This is a genomic window from Oceanospirillum maris DSM 6286 (genome assembly GCF_000422865.1).
Classification (GTDB): Bacteria; Pseudomonadota; Gammaproteobacteria; order Pseudomonadales; family Halomonadaceae; genus Oceanospirillum; species Oceanospirillum maris.
In genome coordinates, this window is the sequence record NZ_AUGW01000003.1 from 271,637 (window position 1) to 291,074 (window position 19,438).

Sequence of the window (19,438 nt, forward strand, 5' to 3'; positions counted from 1 at the left end):
CCCAAGGGAATTCCCTAGCAATCAATCCAAAAACAGCCAACGGCAGAAAAATCTACCGTTAACATTAAATATAACTCAGTTTAGACGTTCGGTTTATTCCGTTTAAAAGTGCCGTTTAAACGGCGGCAGGCTATTCAATAGCTGTTTACCATAACGTTTGGTTTGCACCCGTCGATCTAACAGCGATACTGTCCCGGTATCACTTTCTGTGCGCAAAAGTCGGCCAACCGCTTGAACCAAGCGTATTGATGCATCCGGCACCGTAATCTGTAAAAAGGGATTCCCGCCTTTGGCTTCAATCCACTCAGACAGTGTTTTTTCAACAGGATCATCCGGCACAGAAAATGGGATCCGAGTAATCACGACATGGGATAGATACTTTCCAGGTAGGTCAATACCCTCGGCAAAACTGGCCAAACCAAAGATAATACTGCCTTGGCCATCATCAACCCGTGCACGGTGGCGCTCTAACAGCACCATTTTTGTTAAATCATCTTGAACCAAAATAATATTAAGTAGAGAAGCCGGTAGCTTATCGAGCACATCGCGCATCTGTCGACGGGATGAGAACAGTACCAAGGTGCCTTCCTCTTTTTTAATTTTTTCCTTAACAAATGTCACAATTTGCAGAGTATGCAATTCACTTTGTGTCGGGTCACAAGCTTCTTCGGGTAACGCCAAAACCCCATTATTTTGAAAATCAAACGGGCTAGGCACCACCATACAGGCCGCATCTTCAGGCAGTCCGGCGCGGGTTCGAATACGATCAAAACTCCCCAGGGCAGTTAATGTTGCGGAAGATAACACCGCCGCAAAACAGGGTTGCCATAAATTACGCGCTAAAGTACCTGCTGCACTAATCGGACTGCAGGACACCTCTAGGTCAAGATCCACTTGCTGATTCTGTAGAGTAATCCAACGGGCAATCGGCATAACGCCTTCTACTTGAGGTGCAGCATACATGCCCCATAATTCCCAAGCAGATACGGCTCGCCCGTGGAGCATGGTAGCCAAGGGCAACCATTGTTCGCTTTCTTCTTTGCCCAGAGCGCTTGCGGCTTCGGGATCAAGGGCATCCTTAAGCTGTTTAACGATAACCTCTAGCTTCTGACATAAACTGGCAAAGCTAATCTTAAGATTCAAAGCACTTTGGGTCAGTGCATCCGGTACGATACCCTTTTCAAAGCGATAAACAGGGCGAACATCTTTATCCATATTCTCTGGGGAAAAATGCGTTATCTCATGCAGCTGTCGATAACACTCCGCAAGCTCAATCTCTAAGGTATTGAGGATTTCGGGTAGCTGATTGAGCTGTCGAAGAATAAGCTCATCTCGTCCAAGCTCGGTATTTAAATCGGTGAGTGATTTTTTCAGTAACCGTAACCATTGCAAGGAAGCATTGACTCGGAAGCTACCGGCAAAGTGGTCAATCGCCTTATCGGGTAGATGATGACCTTCATCGAAGATATAAATAGTATCCTGAGGATCAGGCAAAACAACCCCGCCCCCTAGTGATAAATCCGCTAAGACAAGATCATGGTTAGCAACAATAATATCGGCGCCGTCCAACTCGTTTCTCGCCTTAAAAAAAGCACAGCTACTAAAGTTACTGCAACGACGATTGGTACACTGATTATGATCGGTGGTAATGCGCCGCCAAACAGGCTCCTCAAGGGAATCCTTCCAGCTATCTCTATCACCTTCCCAGCGACCCGATAAGTACTGCTGAGCCATCTCCTGATAAAGAGCAACCGCTTCTTTGGAGCTTTTATTGCTTTGCAGAAACTCATCAAACAACGACATGGTCGCCTGTGCTGCTTGAGGTTCACTGGCTTCTTCTAACGACTGCTCCAAACGGCTTAGACAAAGATAGCGACTACGGCCTTTAGCCAACGCATATTTAAAGGATATTTCAGCGTATTTTTGCAGATCAGGTAGGTCTTTAAAGATCAGCTGTTCTTGCAGGGCAACGGTTGCGGTAGAAACCACAATGCGCTTATCTCGCGCCTTCGCAACGGGCAGAGCCGCAACAAGATAGGCAAGGGTTTTTCCGGTACCAGTACCCGCTTCAATAGCACAGACATGGGCGGTGCTGGTACGAACCCCATCGCTTGACGTTTGAATATTACCCAACGTACGGGCAATTTGAGCCACCATAAGCCTCTGCCCCTGTCGCGCTTTAAGCTTACGATTTTTCAGGAAGGTGGAATAAGCAGACTGAATTTCAGATTTGATGGCGTCGGTTAACATGCAAGCCTCTTTTTATCGGTCTGCAATTTTAACCGAAGCCTGTGTTGGGTAACAGCACCGTTAAGGTACAAAAATGGAACACACCACAAGGCGCTAGTCATAAAACACAAAAAGCCGGACAAAGCCGGCTTTAGGTGATGTCTTTTTTTAACAATATATTTGCACCGTATGACGATGAAGGGCTACGTTCTATCGATTCTACCTACTCTATCGCTATAACCTCTGTTCTACCTATCGCTGCTATTCTGCCGCTGCTCTTTCTGAGGTCAGCAAAATAGTTTTAAGGGCTTGAGCATGCTCTGCTGCCGTGTGACCTAAAGAGGTTAAATAGCCTCCATCTTCCTGTGTAATTAAGCCCTTATCATACAAACGACACGTTGCAGCAATAATATCTGAATCTGCTTCACCATGAACCTTGATACCCTCTTGCATACTGCTGAGGTTAAATTGGATCAGTACGTTTATTTCCTGATGCTGCTCTTCCGTTATACGCATAATGCGATCCTCTTTTATTGTTCTAACGATGCCCATTTACAGCAAGCATCCTCTTTGATATCAGGATATCTACTACCGTTACTGTATCAAGTTTTTTTGCTGAGCGTTACCACTATTCTTGCTTATATTTTTACTTGGATGTGGATTCAAATAGCCACTTAACATGCTGAAAGCACAGACATAAAAAAACCGATACGAGAAATCGCATCGGTTTTTTATTTTTCGGATCAGGCAGGTCAAATCTAGAAGACACCCGCTCCGATTATCACCATCATTAACGGATATTATTGTTTGTTATCAACTAAGTTGTTATCAATTAAGCTTATATCAGGTTGTTGGCTTTCAATTTTCTTACCGATAAATTCTTCAATATCCGGTAGAACAAAAGCATCTTCTTCGCCAATAAAGCTGATAGAAACCCCCAGAGAACCCGCACGACCGGTACGACCGATGCGGTGTACGTAATCTTCTGGGTCATCCGGCAGTGTAAAATTCACCACATGGCTAACATCGTCAATATGGATACCACGTCCTGCCACATCAGTTGCAACCAAAACCTGGATTGACCCATCGCGGAAATTCTCAAGTGTGGAGATCCGTTTACGTTGCTCGACTTCACCGGACAGCATCGCAACACGAATACCCGCTCGCTTCAATTGATCGCAAAGTACGCGGACACGATCTCGGCGGTTAGCAAAAACGATAACCCGATCCCAGCCTTCTTTGCGCATTAAACTGATCAGCAGTTTCTCTTTATCAGAATCTGCGACGATATAGGCGTGTTGCTCTACATTAACGTTGGTCTGCTCTTCCGACTCAATTTCAATACGTGCAGGCTCATAAGTCCACATCGCCGCAAGGTTTTCAACATCCTGCGGATAGGTGGCGCTAAACAGGAAAGTCTGACGCTCTTCTTTCTTCGGTGTTGCACGAATAATACGCTTCACATCAGGAATAAAGCCCATGCTTAGCATACGATCAGCTTCATCTAAAACAAGAATCTCAACTTCACGTAGGTCTAAATCACGCTTCTGGTGAAAATCAAGCAAACGACCCGGTGTCGCCACCATAATATCAATCTGGCCTTTTAACTGATCACGCTGTCTTTGGTAATCTATACCGCCCACAATCGCGACCACGTTAAAACCACAATGCTTGTTCAACTGATGAGCATCTTTGGCGATCTGCATAACCAGCTCACGGGTTGGCGCGATAATCAGCGCCCGTGGTGCGCCATTTTTCTGTAGTCCTGGGCCTTCTTCTTCAAGGAAGTAGCTCAAGATGCTAATCAAGAAAGCGGCTGTTTTTCCGGTACCCGTTTGCGCTTTACCGATAAGATCTTTACCCAGCAGGGTATGTTCCATGGATTGAGATTGAATGGGCGTACAATACTCAAAGCCGGAATCTTGGATCGAGCGCATTAACGGCAGTGGTAAATCAAAATCATGAAAACGACTCTGACCTTCAACTTCCGGTACAACAAACTGAGATAGATCCCACGTTTCTTGTGCCTGGGTCTTTTGCGTATGAGCCTCTTGCGCGCGGGAGCCTTGTTTCTTAAAAGGCTGTCGACGACGGCGCTTATGGCTGCGCTTGGCGCTATTGGATGGTTTGCTGTTTGTTTCGTTACGTTGCTTATCGTTAATCTGTTCTGATGTATTCTGAGTTTCTGATGGGTTTGACACGGGTTTTTCTACTCCTGAAGCCCTGAACGCATCAGGGCTTGTCATTAATCTGTTCGCCGTTAGCCGCATTGTCTCAGGTTTTAAGCTTCAACACAGTTTTTTCTGCAAAAAACGTCAAACAAGCGCCGGTTATAGAATGTATAGAATGAATGACACATCAAATGCTGTCGCACGTTCAAGTGAAACCCTTAATGGTCTTTTCAATGGTTTTCAGTGCTTTTACACAAAGGGATATAGTTCCCAGGGTATAGCGTCGCTAGGTTTTCTGACAAACCGGAAGCTGTTACCAAATGAGCATGGTGACGGCGCAGTTCACGGGGTTCACGGGCACCACAGGAATGAGCAATAACGCCCACTTCTGAAATAAGATGCTGATGATAACTGGCTACTCGAACCGATTTATCTTTCGGGTTTAACCCTTCCTGCAGATCGGGGTCATGAGTTGTTACACCGGAAGGACACGTATTTTTATTACACTGCAACGCCTGAATACAACCTAAGGCAAACATAAAGCCCCGAGCGGTGACTGTAAAGTCAGCGCCTACGGCAATTGCCCAAGCCACGTCAGTCGGGTTAATTAGCTTACCCGAAGCGATGACTCGCACACGATCACGCAGATGGAACGCTTTTAGCATATCAATCACTAAAGGCAAACTTTCCTTCAGAGATAAGCCAACACTATCCATTAATGGCATAGGAGCTGCACCCGTCCCGCCTTCCGCGCCATCAATGGTGAGAAAATCTGGAGCACTTTCTTCACCTCGATGATTAATCTCGGTAAAAAGATCGTCAAGCCAAGCGTGACTGCCAAGTACAAACTTTATTCCAACGGGTTTACCCGTAACACGGCGGACACGATCTATCATATCCAATAGATCTTGAGGGCTGTTAATATCAGGATGACGGTTAGGACTAATAGAGTCCTCTCCCGTTGGAATCCCACGAATACTGGCAATTTCAGCGGTTACTTTTTCACCGGGTAAAATACCTCCTTTGCCCGGCTTGGCACCTTGGCTAAGCTTTATTTCAAACATGCGTACTTGTTCAATAGCAGCCATTTTTTTCAGCTTTTCATCGCTAAGCTGTCCGTGTTCGTCCCGAACACCATATTTTGCCGTACCAATTTGGGAGATAATATCGCAACCACCAGATAGGTGATAAGGCGACAGTCCACCCTCACCTGTATTCATCCAGCAACCAGCCATTTTAGCGCCAGCAGACAAGGCCTCCACCGCAGGGCGAGACAAAGCACCATAGCTCATACCGGAAATATTGATAATAGACTTGGCATAAAATGGCTGATCAGCGTAGGGGCCGACAATTAACGGCGGAGATTCTACAGCATCCTCTTTTAATGTGGGATACGGTGTATTCAAAAAGATAACAGCACCCGGCTTATGAATATCTCGACTGGAGCCAAAAGCAACGGTGTTATCAACATTTTTAGCCGCACGATAGGCCCAGCTTCGCTGCGCACGGTTAAACGGTAATTCTTCTCGATCCATCGCAAAAAAGTATTGGCGAAAAAACTCACCAAGATATTCAAAGAAATAACGAAAGCGGCCCAACACAGGAAAATTACGACGTATCGTATGCTGAGTCTGATGCTTATCAACGTAATACATAATCCCTACAGTAATAGCCCCTGCTAACAGCAATAGACCTAAACCGACAACCACAATATCTAAAATCAAAAGTGCGAACTGATCCATGGGAACTCCTTTATTCCTGATCTTCTGATTATACCTTATTTTTAGCTTCGCCTCCGCTCTAAGAGTGGGAGTTTATGCACCCTATTACTAAATCATGGGGACATGTTTCCGGTGTTTTAATAGCTTACTTTAATAACAAAGCTATTGATAATCCTTCTCATTTATATTCTAATAAGAGCAACTCAAACTTATTTCTTACAAGTTATAGTTATTTCTCACAAGCTATAGGATCTCACATGAAAAAAAGAACTCTGACACTGGCTATCGCCCTCGCCGCCGGTATCTCTGGCTGCAGCTTAATGCCTAGCGCCCAAGACAACACAACGGCTGAGCAAAAGGTTGTCAAAACCTATACCGATATCGCCTACGCAACCTTTGATGATGCTTACATTACAGCGCTTGAACTGCAAAAGTCAGTTGATCTTTTCCTAGCGAATCCTAGTGCTGAGGGTCTTGAACAGCTTAAATCTCAGTGGAAAATAGCCCGCGCACCTTACCAGCAAAGTGAAGTTTTCCGTTTCGGCAACGCCATTGTTGATGACTGGGAAGGTCAACTCAATGCTTGGCCGCTGGATGAAGGCCTCATCGACTATGTTGATGGCAGTTATTATCAGCATGAACTGGGTAACCCAGGTGCAGAGCTGAATATTATTGCCAACAGCAAGGTTCAAGTGGGTTCTGAAACCGTTAGCTTTGCTGAAATCACCCCAGAGAAACTGGCCAATATTAATGAGCTGGGTGGTTCAGAGGCAAATGTTGCAACAGGCTACCATGCCATTGAGTTTCTACTTTGGGGCCAAGATCTAAACGGCACCCGTTCTGGTGCAGGTGAACGCCCTTACACGGATTACGTTCAAGGCGGTGATTGCACTGGCGGCAACTGTGATCGTCGTGGCATGTACCTAAAAGCAGCCGCAGACCTACTTGTTGCCGATCTAGACTGGATGCGTAACCAGTGGGCTGCAGGCCAATCAGATAACTATCGCGCAACTCTTCTGGCGGAATCAGCGGAGCAGGGATTGCGTAAAATGCTCTACGGTATGGGCAGCCTTTCTTTGGGTGAGCTTGCTGGGGAGCGCATTAAAGTATCCATGGAAGCCAACTCAACAGAAGATGAGCATGACTGCTTCTCTGATAATACGCATTACTCTCACTATTACGATGCTAAAGGCATTCAGAACATCTACCTGGGTGAGTACACGCGAATTGATGGTTCTAAAGTCAACGGCACAAGCTTAAGTGATCTTGTCAAAGCAAAAAATGCAACGCTGGACAGCAATGTGCGCCAGCAATTTGCCACGACAGATAAAACCCTACAAGAGCTGGTTGATTTAGCAGAAGGCCCACAGCAGATCAAATTCGATATGCTGATCGCCCCAGGCAACAAACAAGGCGTGGATCTACTAACACGCTCAATAGGTACGCTGGTAGAGCAAACTCGATATATCGAGCAAGTGGCAGCAACACTTAAAGTTGATGCACTTAACCCTGACACAGCTGACCATGAGTTTTAATTTATGATTTAGGGCTAGAAACCCAGCATTAACGGCCCTTAGGGGTCGTTTTTGCGTTATAGAGACCGGAAAAAGATGATGCAGATCAAGAAATCAGACCTGTCACAAGCAGGCACAGCTCAGACAAAAACCTTAAAAAAATCTTTCGTTATGGCAACGCTCTTGGCAAGCGCAGCACTAACACTGAGCAACCCTTTATACGCCGACCCAAACCCTAGGCTAGGTGGTAAAACCAGCGTTATTCAAAGTGATCGCAATGCTTACTCAAGACCTGCGGCTAACTTATCACCGTTACGCCAGCTTGATTTCAAAGTGGGTAATAGTTTTTTCAAAGCGCCTTGGGTGATGGCTCCATCAAGCACCATTGCACGAGACGGCTTAGGGCCGTTGATGAACACAAATGCCTGTCAAAATTGCCACTTAAAAGATGGCCGTGGCCATGTACCGGATTACAACCCAGAACGTGCAGCCCTAACCAATCCCGCTGTTAGTCTATTCTTACGTATCAGTCGTCCTGCAAAAACCGAAGCGGAACATCAGCAACAAGCAAAGTTTGGCCCTCTGCCTGATCCCGTTTATGGCGACCAACTACAGAACCTAGCGACCACCCGCATCACACCAGAAGGTGAGATGCAGCTTAAATACACCGACAGAACCATGACCTACCCCGACGGCTCTCAAGCAGAGCTTCGCGTACCTCATTACAAAATGATCAATGCCGCTTATGGCGCACCCGTTGAAGGCTTACAAACCTCGCCGCGTATCGCCCCAGTAATGATCGGCCTTGGTTTGTTAGAGATGATTCCAGAAGCCGATATTCTGGCCCAAGCAGACCCAGATGATAACAACCAGGATGGCATCTCCGGTAAACCCAATTACGTCTGGAACATTGAACAACAAGCAACGACTTTGGGTCGTTTTGGCTGGAAAGCAGGACAGCCCAGTCTAAAACAGCAAAACTCTGGCGCTTTTGCTGGTGACATGGGGTTAACAACATCCCTGCATACCCAAACGGACTGTCGTAGTGCTCAGCCCTGCTCAGAAAGTGCCTCCGGTGGCACGCCAGAAGTCTCTGAAAAAACCCTTAACCATGTAACCTTTTACACCCGTCACTTAGCCGTACCGGTTCAGCGCAACCATCGCTCACCAGAGGTCAAAGCGGGCTATCAGCTGTTTAATCAATCAGGCTGTAACCAATGCCATATTGAGAACTGGAAAACAGGCCGTGCCGCCGACCGTCCAGAGCTATCCAACCAAGCTATTCGCCCCTTTACCGACCTGCTACTGCACGACATGGGCCCAGGTTTGGCGGATAATCGCCCAGAATATCTAGCCAATGGCCAAGAATGGCGTACAGCACCGCTATGGGGTGTTAGTTTAAATAAAGTAGTTACAGGGCAAGAAAATTATCTGCATGATGGCCGTGCAAGAACACTAGAAGAAGCGATATTATGGCACGATGGTGAAGCCGCCACAGCGCGTAGCCATTTTATGAATCTTCCATCAGACCAGCGCCAACAACTGATTCAGTTTCTGGAGTCACTCTAAATGTTTCACCGTTTTATATTACGTAAACCATTCCTGCGCCTATCGACTCTGGCAGCAACCTGCCTAGGGGTTAGTTTAGGCTACAGCTCAGCGCTACAGGCGAATCAGGGCAGCACACCGCAAGCTAAACCATCATTTAATTACGATGCGTATACCCGCTCAGTAGAGCAGGTGCAACTTCAAGAGATGAAGGCCTTAATTCAAGACAGTAAAGCCTTAAATACACTAACCACCGCAGCATGTCATGCCGAGGCTCGGGCTAATCATGAGCCATTAAGCCAATGGCCCGCGTTACCATCATTGCAAAAAAAATGGTTAGACACGACAGAGCAATGGCAGCGTTTGCAGGTATTTCCTCTAGGGCCAAATAACGATGTTACGGTGCGCCTCAACATCAGCTTTTGGCCTGATAAGAAAAACCTCGTAGAACGTAAGGCCCGAGGTTTACTGCAACAAGGGGAGTCAGCCGAGTTAAAACAAGGAGGTATTGCCCTTCAAGGCTTAACCGCCAGTGAATATCTCTTGTTTGATCCTAAGCACCTTAAAACATCCACACCATCCGCCACCTGCCACTTGCTGACTCAAATCACACATCAAAGTGAAGAGAACGCCAACGCCCTTTTAACACGCTGGAAAAAAAGTGACTTTTTAGTGGATTGGCATGATGCGGCCCTTGGTAACGAAACCTTTGCCAGCACCACTCAAGCGACAGGTTATTTGCTATCTAGCTTAGCGGAGACCTTAGAGTCCATCGCTAAAAATAAGATCTACAAGCCTTTTCGCCTTAACGACGAAAAAGCCTTACCTAACCCTTATCTGGCCGAAAACTGGCGCAGCAATCAAAGCCTACAGAATTTAGTCACCAATTTTGATCAAATCAGCCACTATTATCTAGGCTTAACGGTCTCTCAACCTTCAGAGAAAAAAACCGTTACGGTAAATGGCCCAGACCAGCTCTTGCGTCACCTAGGCTTCGCTGAAGAGGCCGATGCGATTGTGGCGCAGCTCGATAATAGTCAGCAGACACTTAACCAACTGGTTGTTCTCGGCTCAAGTGCTTACCTATCACAAGAAGGCAAAACTCTTGCTAACCAGTTACACCAGAATATCAAGCAATTAGAGCAAGCACTAAGAAAGCCGCTCCCACATTTCAATCTAACCCAGCGCTTTAATTCTGCTGATGGTGACTAGCATGAAGTCGTCTCACCGTAATAGCCATGCACCAAATATCGATCGGCGACGCTTGTTGCAAGGTTTAGGCTCTAGCTTACTGATGGGAACTATGGCACCGGCGTGGGCAACGCAAGCTTTAGTCGTCCCACCGCAAGCCGCTAAAAACGAAGGACTGCACCTTGCCAGCAGCATAAAAAATGATGCCAATGGCTATCAGTTACTCCGCTTTACAGGCTCTGAGCCAAAAACACAAACCAGCGGCTGGCGCGGGCATCAAGCCGTTGCCTCCTCTAATGGTCGTTTTTTAGTCTCTGTCGCCCGTAGGCCAGATACGCAACTGTTAATAGAAGACCTCAAAGCCGGTAGTCATTATTTTGTGGATGCCGATGATGAGCGGCATTTTTATGGTCACGGCCTTTTTACACCGGATAATCGCTGGTTTTATGCACCAGAGAATGACTACGAAAATGTACGCGGTGTTATCGGCAAATACGATGTACAAAACCACTTTAAGAAGGTCTCAGAATGGGACAGCCAAGGCGTTGGCCCTCACCAAATTGCCTTCTTACCGCAACAGGGAGAGGAAAAGCACCCTGTGATGGTTGTTGCTAATGGCGGGATTGAAACCCACCCTGATTATCCTCGTATCAAGCTCAACCCTGAAACCATGCAGCCTAATATCAGCTATCTGGACAGTAACGGCCAGCTGTTGGATCAGGTTGAGCCACCCCACCATCAACTGTCATTACGCCATCTGGATATCTCATCAGACGGTCAGGTCTGGACTGGGGCGCAATACCAAGGGGAAATATTTGAAAGCCCCAACTTGGTATACAGCCATCGCCTAGGGGAAAACAGCTTAACAGCGGTGAAAGCGGACGATACCTTATGGCCGCAGCTAAAAGGCTATATCGCCAGCGTTAGCTGTCACCCAAATCACGATACGGTTTGCATTACCGCCCCAAGAGATAATCTTATTACCTTTTGGCGGCGTTCTACAGGGCAGCTTATTGCCCAGCAAACCTTGGCAGATTGTGCGGGAGTTTGCGCCCACCCCAGTCTACCGTTATTTTATGTGAGTAGCGGCTCTGGCGATTTGGCTGCGTTTAATGCCCAGTCAGGGGAAAAACATTGGCAGCAGCACTTTGCCGGTATCCACTGGGATAATCATTTAACGTGGACAGTCTCTTGACATCCTCCCCGTCCTAAAGGGCGGGGATTCCTACAGCTAGACGGCCATGCCCGACCTCCGGTTATTACTCTCCGTGTTTTACTAGTGAATAACCTGACCTATACCTCTATACTGTTGCCCTAAAAACATCTCTCTATCACATCCAGTAACCCATAAAATATCAAGTGAGCCCAATATGACCCGCGCAAAGAAAACCCGCTCGCTGAAAGGCAAAGCCAATATTCGCACCGGTAAAAAAGAAGATTTTAAAAAGTGGCGTGAAGAGCAAGCATTGACAGGCAGCAGCCCAAAAACAGCAACTCAAAAGAAAAAAGCAAAGCAACGCAAAGAGCAAGCGGCTAAAAAACTGGCTCGAACCGGTGTAAAAAAAGCAGAAAGCTAAGCAAAGAAGCTAAGTAAGGAACTAAGCGAAAAAGGCTCAGCAGCCGCTTATTTTTCAATTTTAAACTTAAGCATAGGATACCCACGGTGAAAATCGTCAGCTTCAATATCAACGGCCTAAGAGCGCGCTTGCATCAAATTCAGGCAGTGATCGACCAGCTACAACCGGATGTTATCGGCCTTCAAGAGATTAAGGTACATGACGATGCCTTTCCTTTAGCCGATATTGAAGCCACAGGCTACCATGTTGAGTTTTTCGGCCAGAAAAGCCATTACGGTGTTGCGTTGATGTCCAAGAAGAAGCCGTTGTCTGTACAGAAAGGCTTTCCCAGTGATAAAGACGATGCTCAACGCCGTATGATCACAGCCGATTATGAAGCTGCCGACGGCTCTATCGTGACCGTCATGAACGGTTACTTCCCGCAAGGTGAAAATATTAGCCATGAAATAAAATATCCCGCTAAACGTAAGTTTTATGCAGACTTGCAAAACATGCTGGAAGGCCAATACAGCAATGATCAACAGATCGTTGTGATGGGGGATTTTAATATTTCCTCCACCGACCTTGATATCGGTATTGGCGAACAAAACGCCAAACGCTGGCTGCGTACGGGTAAAACCAGCTTTCAGCCGGAAGAGCGGGAATGGTTTAATCGCTTGCTTAGCTGGGGATTAGTCGATAGTTATCGGGTACAAAACCCCGAAGAAAACAACACCTTTAGTTGGTTTGATTATCGCAGCAAAGGGTTTAATGATGAGCCTAAGCGCGGCCTTCGTATCGACACCTTACTGGTGACAGAAAACCTAATGGCGAAATGTAACGCAACGGGCATTGATTACGATATCCGCGCAATGGAAAAACCATCGGATCACTGTCCTGTTTGGGGCGAGTTTACGCTCTAACAGCATCTTTATGCTCTAAACAGATCAACCCGTTAGAATAAAAAATGCCCCACAGGTAAGACCTGTGAGGCATTTTTACGTTCTGGCTGTCCGCAAAGATGAAGAACAGCCTGCGATTGAACGCTTTTCAGCTATTTGGAAACTAAAGCCCAATCTAGTTTATCACCAGAATAAGAACTTACAGCTTACCTTCTAGCTCAGGCAGTGCGCTGAACAGATCAGCAACTAGACCGTAATCAGCTACCTGGAAGATCGGCGCTTCTTCATCTTTATTGATGGCAACGATCACTTTTGAATCTTTCATGCCAGCCAAGTGCTGGATCGCACCAGAGATACCAACCGCAATATACAGATCAGGCGCTACAATCTTACCTGTTTGACCAACCTGCATATCGTTAGGAACAAAGCCCGCATCAACCGCTGCACGGGATGCACCAACAGCAGCACCCAGCTTATCAGCAACTTTGTTCAACAGTTCAAAGTTCTCACCATTGCCCATACCGCGACCACCGGAGATAACGACTTTAGCGGCCGTTAATTCAGGACGATCCGACTTAGCAAGCTCTGCGCTAACAAAAGCAGATTTCTCAGCATTCTGGGTATTATCCAGCGCTTCAATCGCCGCAGAACCATCAGCAGCAACAGCATCAAAGCCTGTGCCACGAACAGTGATTACTTTGATCGCATCATCAGACTGAACCGTTGCAATCGCGTTACCTGCGTAGATAGGACGCTTAAAGGTATCAGCAGACTCTACTGTGATGATGTCAGAGATCTGAGCCACATCCAGTAGCGCTGCAACACGCGGCATAATATTTTTGCCGTTAGACGTTGCTGGTGCAAGAATATGCGTAAAATCTTTACCAAGGTCAGCAACCAGCAGAGATACGTTTTCAGCCAGCAGGTGCTCATAAGCAACGTTGTCAGCGACAACAACTTTGGATACACCATTCAGTTTTGCAGCTTCTTCTGCCGCTGTACCACAGTTGCTACCGGCAACCAGAACAGTAATATCACCACCAATTTGCTGTGCAGCAGTAACAGTGTTTGCCGTTGCGCCAAACAAAGCAGCATTATTATGGTCAGCTAGGACTAAGATACTCATGATCAGATCACCTTCGCTTCGTTTTTCAGTTTTTCTACCAGCTCATCTACGCTGCCCACCTTGATGCCCGCACTACGTTCTGCTGGTGGCTCAACTTTCAGAGTTTTCACTTTAGAAGCAATATCAACACCTAAATCAGCTGGAGTTTTAACATCCAGAGGTTTACGTTTAGCTTTCATGATGTTTGGTAGAGAGGCATAACGTGGCTCGTTCAGACGCAAGTCTGTGGTCACGATAGCAGGCAAGTTCAATGCCACGGTTTGCAGACCGCCATCAATCTCACGGGTGACATTAACTGTTTCGCCATCAACGGCCACTTCAGAGGCAAATGTGCCTTGAGGCATACCCGTCAATGCACCTAACATTTGACCGGTTTGGTTGTTGTCAGAGTCGATGGACTGCTTGCCTAGAACAACCAGACCTGGCTGCTCTTCTTCAACCAGTTTCGATAGAATCTTGGCAACACCCAGAGAATCTACTTTTTCAGCAGTCTCTACTAGAATTGCACGATCAGCGCCCAGCGCTAGGGCAGTACGCAACTGCTCTTGTGCTTCTTTAGGCCCTACAGATACCACAACAATCTCAGTTGCAACACCTTTCTCTTTCAGACGAACCGCTTCTTCCACTGCGATTTCGCAGAACGGATTCATCGCCATTTTCACATTGGTCAGATCAACGTCAGAGTTGTCCGCTTTAACACGAATTTTGACGTTGTAGTCAATGACTCGTTTGACAGCAACTAATACCTTCATAGATTCCTCGTTCTTTGTTCTTCGATAACTGTAACGTGACGAGCTTTAGTTGGTAGGCACTTAGTTTCAATAAGCTTAAAAAAGCACCTACCACATCTTTGTGGTAATTCAGGTCAGATCATAGAGATTGCAATATTTTCTGCTCTATATATCTGCTACCAACCAGCTACCTGCATTACCAGAATTCGTTTCAAACGAGCGTTTGCTGCGCTCGCAATCTCATAATGACTATTTTTTACGTTTAGGTCAAATCCCTTTCTAAACTGACTGGTCACAATTTTACCGTTATACTTGCTGCGCCGCATTAAACACTTGGTCTGAATCTTCTGATGTTTATTCGAGTTTTACTCAACCTTTCATATTCAGCGTAATACGTGACTTGTACTAAAATAAGGGTTGACCAGAAGCAAACGTCCGTTTTAAATGAAACCATAAAATAATTACATGCGCCCTACGGTTCTAGCCTGTTCATTAAACTTAAGATGCAATAAGGCAATATACAGAACCCGAAAGTCGCAATATGCTGTTTGAGGAGTGTATCGTGGAAAGAGAAGCGATGGAGTTCGACGTCGTAATCATTGGCGCAGGCCCAGCAGGCCTTTCAGCTGCTATTCGTTTAATGCAACAAGCGAATGAGGCGAGTCAAGAATTAACGGTTTGTGTCGTTGAAAAAGGTTCTGAGGTTGGTGCTCACATCCTGTCTGGTGCGGTTATTGAGCCTACGGCTTTAAATGAGCTTATCCCTGACTGGAAAGAAAAAGGCGCGCCACTTTTAACGGCAGTGACCAAAGATCAGGTCGTTATGCTGAAAGATGCCGTCGGTAGCAATACTTTCCCGAATGCGATTGTGCCAAAAAATATGCACAATGACGGTAACTACGTTGCCTCTCTAGGTAATGTCTGCCGCTGGCTAGCCACGCAAGCAGAAGAACTAGGCGTTGAAGTTTTCCCTGGTTTTGCCGCCGCTGAACTGCTGATTGAAGACGGTGTTGTGAAAGGGGTTATCACCGGCGACATGGGTGTGGCAGAAGATGGCAGTGAAAAACCAGGCATGTATATGCCCGGCATGGAGCTGCGCGCTAAATATACAATCGTCTCTGAAGGTAGCCGTGGACATCTAGGCAAGCAGCTCATCAGCCAGTTCAAACTGGATGAAGGCAAAGACCCTCAGCATTACGGCATCGGTATTAAAGAGCTATGGGATATTGATCCCGCCAAACATCAACCAGGCCTTGTTGTCCACGGTTCTGGTTGGCCTTTGACTGAAAATGGCGCAAACGGTGGTTTCTTCCTGTATCACGCAGAAGATAACCAAGTTGTTGTTGGTCTAATCACCGACTTAAACTACGACAATCCGCTTCTCAGCCCGTTTGATGAATTCCAACGCATGAAGCACCACCCAGAGCTGAAACAGTATCTTGAAGGTGGCAAGCGTGTATCTTATGGTGCCAGAGCGATTACTAAAGGCGGCTATAACTGTCTGCCTAAAATGACCTTTCCCGGCGGCATTGTAATCGGTTGTGATGCAGGCACCCTGAACTTCTCTAAGATCAAGGGTACCCACACGGCCATGAAATCCGGCATGATTGCCGCAGAAAGCATTTTTGAAGCGATCAAAGGTGGCGATGAAGGCGGTCAAGATCTAACGGCCTATACCACCGCTTGGGAGCAGTCTTGGGCGTTTAAAGAGTTGTACGCAACCCGTAATTTTGGCCCAGCAATGCATAAGTTTGGCCCGATGATGGGTGGTGCCTTCAACTTTATCGACCAGAATATTTTCAGTATTCCAGTAACACTCCATGACACCCATGAAGATTACGCCATGCTGAAACCTGCGGCAGACTTCCAGCCGATTAACTATCCAAAACCAGATGGTGTTCTGAGTTTCGACAAGCTGTCCTCTGTGTTCCTATCGAACACCAACCACGAAGAAGATCAGCCGTGTCACCTTAAACTGGCGGATGAAACTATACCGTTGCGGGTCAATCTACCAAAATGGGCTGAACCGGCTCAACGCTTCTGCCCAGCGGGGGTTTATGAAGTGGTGAAAGATGATCAAACCGGTGAGGATCGTTTCCAAATTAATTCACAGAACTGCGTCCACTGCAAAACCTGTGATATTAAAGACCCATCCCAAAATATCACTTGGGTAACGCCTGAAGGTGCGGGCGGCCCGAACTACCCTAATATGTAGACGCTCGACGAATAGCCCACAGCCCGCTATCTGTAGCATGACAAGTGCTATGGATAACAGGCTGTGCAGGTTTCTTTGCTTCCGTGCACCTGCTTCTGTGAACCTAAGTAAGTTTCCAGCAAAACTTAAAAAGCGATACGCTGAATCGGTGCTCGCTCGGCGATTAATACTTTTTTACCTTCTTGCTCAAAATCCACGGTAATACGCGTCTGTGCCCCAGACTCAATATGAGTCAAAGTTCCTCGGCCAAAAATCTGATGCTCCACTTTATCACCAACGCGATAGATTGATTCCGTTCGCCCTGTCTGCCGAGCTTTATAAGTTGTCGATTTGCCTTGAGAACGCACCTGAGGCTTTGAGCTAATATCTACATCATCAAAACCAGCAGCATTAAGATAGCCTTTAATAAGACCAACATTCTGTACTTGAAGAGCTGGGGCAATATCCTGTGGCACTTTAATGATACGAGCAACCTTCTTACAATCATCAAGGCACATCTCAGCCACAAAACGACTGGCCCGCTTCTTACGCTCATCGGATAAGCCATGATCTGTTAATAACCAAAGCCGTTCCTTAGCCCGAGTTATCGCGACATAGAACAGTCGTCGCTCGCTTTCTTCTGTTTTTTCATCGAAGTCCGTTGTATTTTGATAGCACGGGAAACTACCTTCCGTTAATCCGGCTAGAACAACATGAGGCCACTCAAGCCCTTTGGCACCGTGCACCGTAGTGATTACAACCGCCTCATTATCACTTTGACTCGCGCCAGATTGCTTCTGCTGCTCGATATGGGCCAGCATTTGACGAACGCTCATCGGCTGTTGGCGCATATAATTGACTAGTGCTTGCAGTGTTTGCTTACGTTCTTGGGCTTGATCTTTAGTAGCCGCAGCTTTATCAATCAGGTCATAGGCATCCGTATCCTGAAGAATTTTCACCGCCAAAGGGCCAACGGGTTGTTCTGCCGATTGTCGTTGTAGACTCAGTAAAAGCTGCAGGCGCTTTTTTAGCCGTTTAGCAGTAAAAGGCTTAAGGTTAAGCCCTGCAATAATATCATCAGGGTTCAAACCATAATGCTGAACCTGAGCCTGAATGGCTTGCTGTTCAACCTGACTCAAAAATAGAGGTGGAAAGCTCAACATCTGCCCTAAAGCAGTCGCCTCAACATCTGTATTAGCCCCACCTGAAGCCAGCTCCAAGTAAGCCAAAAACTGTCCGACCAAAGGCTGATTAAAGACAAAATGTCCCTGCTGGTGTAGGCGAAAAGGAATCTGCTGCTGAAGAAAAACCAACTGAATAGGCATGCTTAATGCCCAGCTACGCACTAATATAGCAAGGTTATCAGCCCCAACCTGAGCAATCACAGGCTGAATACTAGGCGCTAACTGATGTAGCTCTGTCAATAATTCAACCTGAGTATCCTTATGATCGACGGTGGCTAAGCAAAGTCCTGCCTCACGATTTTTATTTCGGCCGATAAGATGATTCGCCGCTAACGCCAAGGTTACGCCATAGCGGAAAGAATAAGATAATGGGTAGCTGGTGGAAGGTTGGAATTGCCGTGAAAAATCTCGCAGCATAAACTCAGGCCGCGCACCACGCCACTCATAGATACATTGATCAACATCACCAACGGCCATAACCTTGGCTCGCTTACCGGCCAAAATACTCAGCAAGAACTGCTGAATACTATTGATATCCTGATACTCATCCACAATAACGTGATCAAGATGATTACTGATCCGCCCTTCAAGCTCAGGGTGAGACAAAACCGCCATAGCTGGACGATAGAGTAGGTCAGAAAAAGTCATTAGGTTTTGTTGCGCTAAAACCTGCTCTAGTTGATCAAAAGCCTCAATAAAATAGCGTTGCTCTTCGGGTAAACCCAACAACCGAAACTGTTCTTTGGGGGATTCAAGATCGGCCTTAACTCGCTCAACAAACTGGATAAAAGCTTCAAGGTGGTCTTTATCCAAAGCCTTACGCCGAGTCGCTTGATCCCTATCGGGTAAGGCCTGAGTGATCCCTTGACGTACTAGCTTCTCATAGGGCCAGCCATCACGGACAAGCTGACGAGAACTGAGCACCCCCCAACGAACAAGACTCTCGCAGAGCTTATGACCAATAGAGTGGAACGTACGAATATCAGGTCGTGGATAATGTACCTGTTGGCGCAGGTATTCACGCTCAAGCTTAGCTGAAAAGTCTTCCCGTGCAGAACGGTTATACATCAACACTAAGACACGCCTAGGTTCAAATCCTTGCGATAGTAAAAAAAGCACGCGATGGACAAGGGTTGTTGTTTTACCAGCCCCTGCTACGGCCATCACTCGGGCATGATCATTACTGTGATGAACAACACTTTGTTGCTGCTCAGTAAGATGTAAGGGAGCAGAAAAAGTATTGCTTAACGTTGGAGGTTTTGGCAAAGACACACGTATTCTCAAAGCAATGATAAGGAAATAAAACAGGCCATACAAAGCCACTTCTCAGTTTAAATACATTCAGACAAATCAAAAAACATAATTCAACCG

Annotated in this window: 14 protein-coding genes; 7 read left to right on the plus strand and 7 right to left on the minus strand. The window is 46.5% G+C overall.

Translation table 11 applies throughout. From position 1 onward, the window contains the following. Positions 1-102: 102 nt before the first annotated feature. The 4 genes from dinG to G517_RS0101165 form a co-directional block, all read right to left on the minus strand. Complete coding sequence (dinG, locus tag G517_RS0101150) at positions 103-2,250, minus strand: ATP-dependent DNA helicase DinG (RefSeq protein ID WP_028302864.1); 2,148 nt, start codon at positions 2,248-2,250, stop codon at positions 103-105. A 240-nt stretch (positions 2,251-2,490) separates the two neighbouring features. Continuing rightward, entirely contained in the window at positions 2,491-2,745 is a 255-nt protein-coding gene (locus tag G517_RS0101155) for a TIGR02647 family protein (protein WP_028302865.1), read from the minus strand. Positions 2,746-3,029: 284 nt separating this feature from the next. Then, positions 3,030-4,430 carry an ATP-dependent RNA helicase RhlB gene (rhlB, locus tag G517_RS0101160; protein ID WP_245543158.1) on the minus strand — a complete coding sequence of 467 codons (1,401 nt, stop codon included), beginning with the start codon at positions 4,428-4,430 and terminating at the stop codon, positions 3,030-3,032. A gap of 200 nt (positions 4,431-4,630) precedes the next feature. Beyond that, positions 4,631-6,142 carry an FMN-binding glutamate synthase family protein gene (locus tag G517_RS0101165; RefSeq protein WP_051205819.1) on the minus strand — a complete coding sequence of 504 codons (1,512 nt, stop codon included), beginning with the start codon at positions 6,140-6,142 and terminating at the stop codon, positions 4,631-4,633. Positions 6,143-6,378: 236 nt separating this feature from the next. Here G517_RS0101165 and G517_RS0101170 point away from each other — a divergent pair, with 236 nt between their 5' ends. From G517_RS0101170 to xthA, 6 genes are all read left to right on the plus strand, one after another. Next, positions 6,379-7,656, plus strand: a complete 1,278-nt coding sequence (locus tag G517_RS0101170; RefSeq protein ID WP_028302868.1) for an imelysin family protein — start codon at positions 6,379-6,381, stop codon at positions 7,654-7,656. Positions 7,657-7,731: 75 nt separating this feature from the next. Then, complete coding sequence (locus tag G517_RS0101175) at positions 7,732-9,204, plus strand: di-heme oxidoreductase family protein (protein WP_211224206.1); 1,473 nt, start codon at positions 7,732-7,734, stop codon at positions 9,202-9,204. After that, positions 9,205-10,395, plus strand: coding sequence for an imelysin family protein (locus G517_RS0101180; RefSeq protein WP_028302870.1), 1,191 nt, complete (start codon positions 9,205-9,207; stop codon positions 10,393-10,395). It abuts the gene before it with no gap. 1 nt (position 10,396) lies between these two features. Next, on the plus strand, positions 10,397-11,569 hold the full coding sequence (locus G517_RS17290) for a DUF1513 domain-containing protein (RefSeq protein WP_051205821.1): 1,173 nt from the start codon (positions 10,397-10,399) through the stop codon (positions 11,567-11,569). Between the two features lie 175 nt (positions 11,570-11,744). Further along, positions 11,745-11,951: a hypothetical protein gene (locus tag G517_RS17295; protein ID WP_036589988.1), complete on the plus strand. Its 207-nt coding sequence runs from the start codon at positions 11,745-11,747 to the stop codon at positions 11,949-11,951. Positions 11,952-12,037: 86 nt separating this feature from the next. Then, the gene (xthA, locus tag G517_RS0101195; protein ID WP_028302871.1) at positions 12,038-12,853 is read left to right on the plus strand and encodes an exodeoxyribonuclease III; all 816 of its coding nucleotides are present in this window, start codon (positions 12,038-12,040) and stop codon (positions 12,851-12,853) included. Positions 12,854-13,031: 178 nt separating this feature from the next. Here xthA and G517_RS0101205 read toward each other — a convergent pair whose 3' ends face one another. Both G517_RS0101205 and G517_RS0101210 read right to left on the minus strand, forming a co-directional pair. Then, complete coding sequence (locus tag G517_RS0101205; protein WP_028302872.1) at positions 13,032-13,958, minus strand: electron transfer flavoprotein subunit alpha/FixB family protein; 927 nt, start codon at positions 13,956-13,958, stop codon at positions 13,032-13,034. Positions 13,959-13,960: 2 nt separating this feature from the next. Then, positions 13,961-14,710: an electron transfer flavoprotein subunit beta/FixA family protein gene (locus G517_RS0101210; protein ID WP_028302873.1), complete on the minus strand. Its 750-nt coding sequence runs from the start codon at positions 14,708-14,710 to the stop codon at positions 13,961-13,963. A gap of 520 nt (positions 14,711-15,230) precedes the next feature. On the opposite strand from G517_RS0101210, the gene G517_RS0101215 reads away from it, so the two are divergent. Continuing rightward, the gene (locus G517_RS0101215) at positions 15,231-16,904 is read left to right on the plus strand and encodes an electron transfer flavoprotein-ubiquinone oxidoreductase (RefSeq protein WP_245543159.1); all 1,674 of its coding nucleotides are present in this window, start codon (positions 15,231-15,233) and stop codon (positions 16,902-16,904) included. Between the two features lie 125 nt (positions 16,905-17,029). Here G517_RS0101215 and G517_RS17300 read toward each other — a convergent pair whose 3' ends face one another. Beyond that, the gene (locus tag G517_RS17300; protein WP_051205823.1) at positions 17,030-19,339 is read right to left on the minus strand and encodes an ATP-dependent helicase; all 2,310 of its coding nucleotides are present in this window, start codon (positions 19,337-19,339) and stop codon (positions 17,030-17,032) included. Positions 19,340-19,438: the final 99 nt, after the last annotated feature.

Bases quoted from the DNA above. Each gene is read 5' to 3' on its own strand.
- dinG (WP_028302864.1), bottom strand. From the start codon at position 2,250: ATGTTAACCGACGCCATCAAATCTGAAATTCAGTCTGCTTATTCCACC.
- G517_RS0101155 (WP_028302865.1), bottom strand. From the start codon at position 2,745: ATGCGTATAACGGAAGAGCAGCATCAGGAAATAAACGTACTGATCCAA.
- G517_RS0101165 (WP_051205819.1), bottom strand. From the start codon at position 6,142: ATGGATCAGTTCGCACTTTTGATTTTAGATATTGTGGTTGTCGGTTTA.
- G517_RS0101170 (WP_028302868.1), top strand. From the start codon at position 6,379: ATGAAAAAAAGAACTCTGACACTGGCTATCGCCCTCGCCGCCGGTATC.
- G517_RS0101175 (WP_211224206.1), top strand. From the start codon at position 7,732: ATGATGCAGATCAAGAAATCAGACCTGTCACAAGCAGGCACAGCTCAG.
- G517_RS0101180 (WP_028302870.1), top strand. From the start codon at position 9,205: ATGTTTCACCGTTTTATATTACGTAAACCATTCCTGCGCCTATCGACT.
- G517_RS17290 (WP_051205821.1), top strand. From the start codon at position 10,397: ATGAAGTCGTCTCACCGTAATAGCCATGCACCAAATATCGATCGGCGA.
- G517_RS17295 (WP_036589988.1), top strand. From the start codon at position 11,745: ATGACCCGCGCAAAGAAAACCCGCTCGCTGAAAGGCAAAGCCAATATT.
- G517_RS0101205 (WP_028302872.1), bottom strand. From the start codon at position 13,958: ATGAGTATCTTAGTCCTAGCTGACCATAATAATGCTGCTTTGTTTGGC.
- G517_RS0101210 (WP_028302873.1), bottom strand. From the start codon at position 14,710: ATGAAGGTATTAGTTGCTGTCAAACGAGTCATTGACTACAACGTCAAA.
- G517_RS0101215 (WP_245543159.1), top strand. From the start codon at position 15,231: ATGCTGTTTGAGGAGTGTATCGTGGAAAGAGAAGCGATGGAGTTCGAC.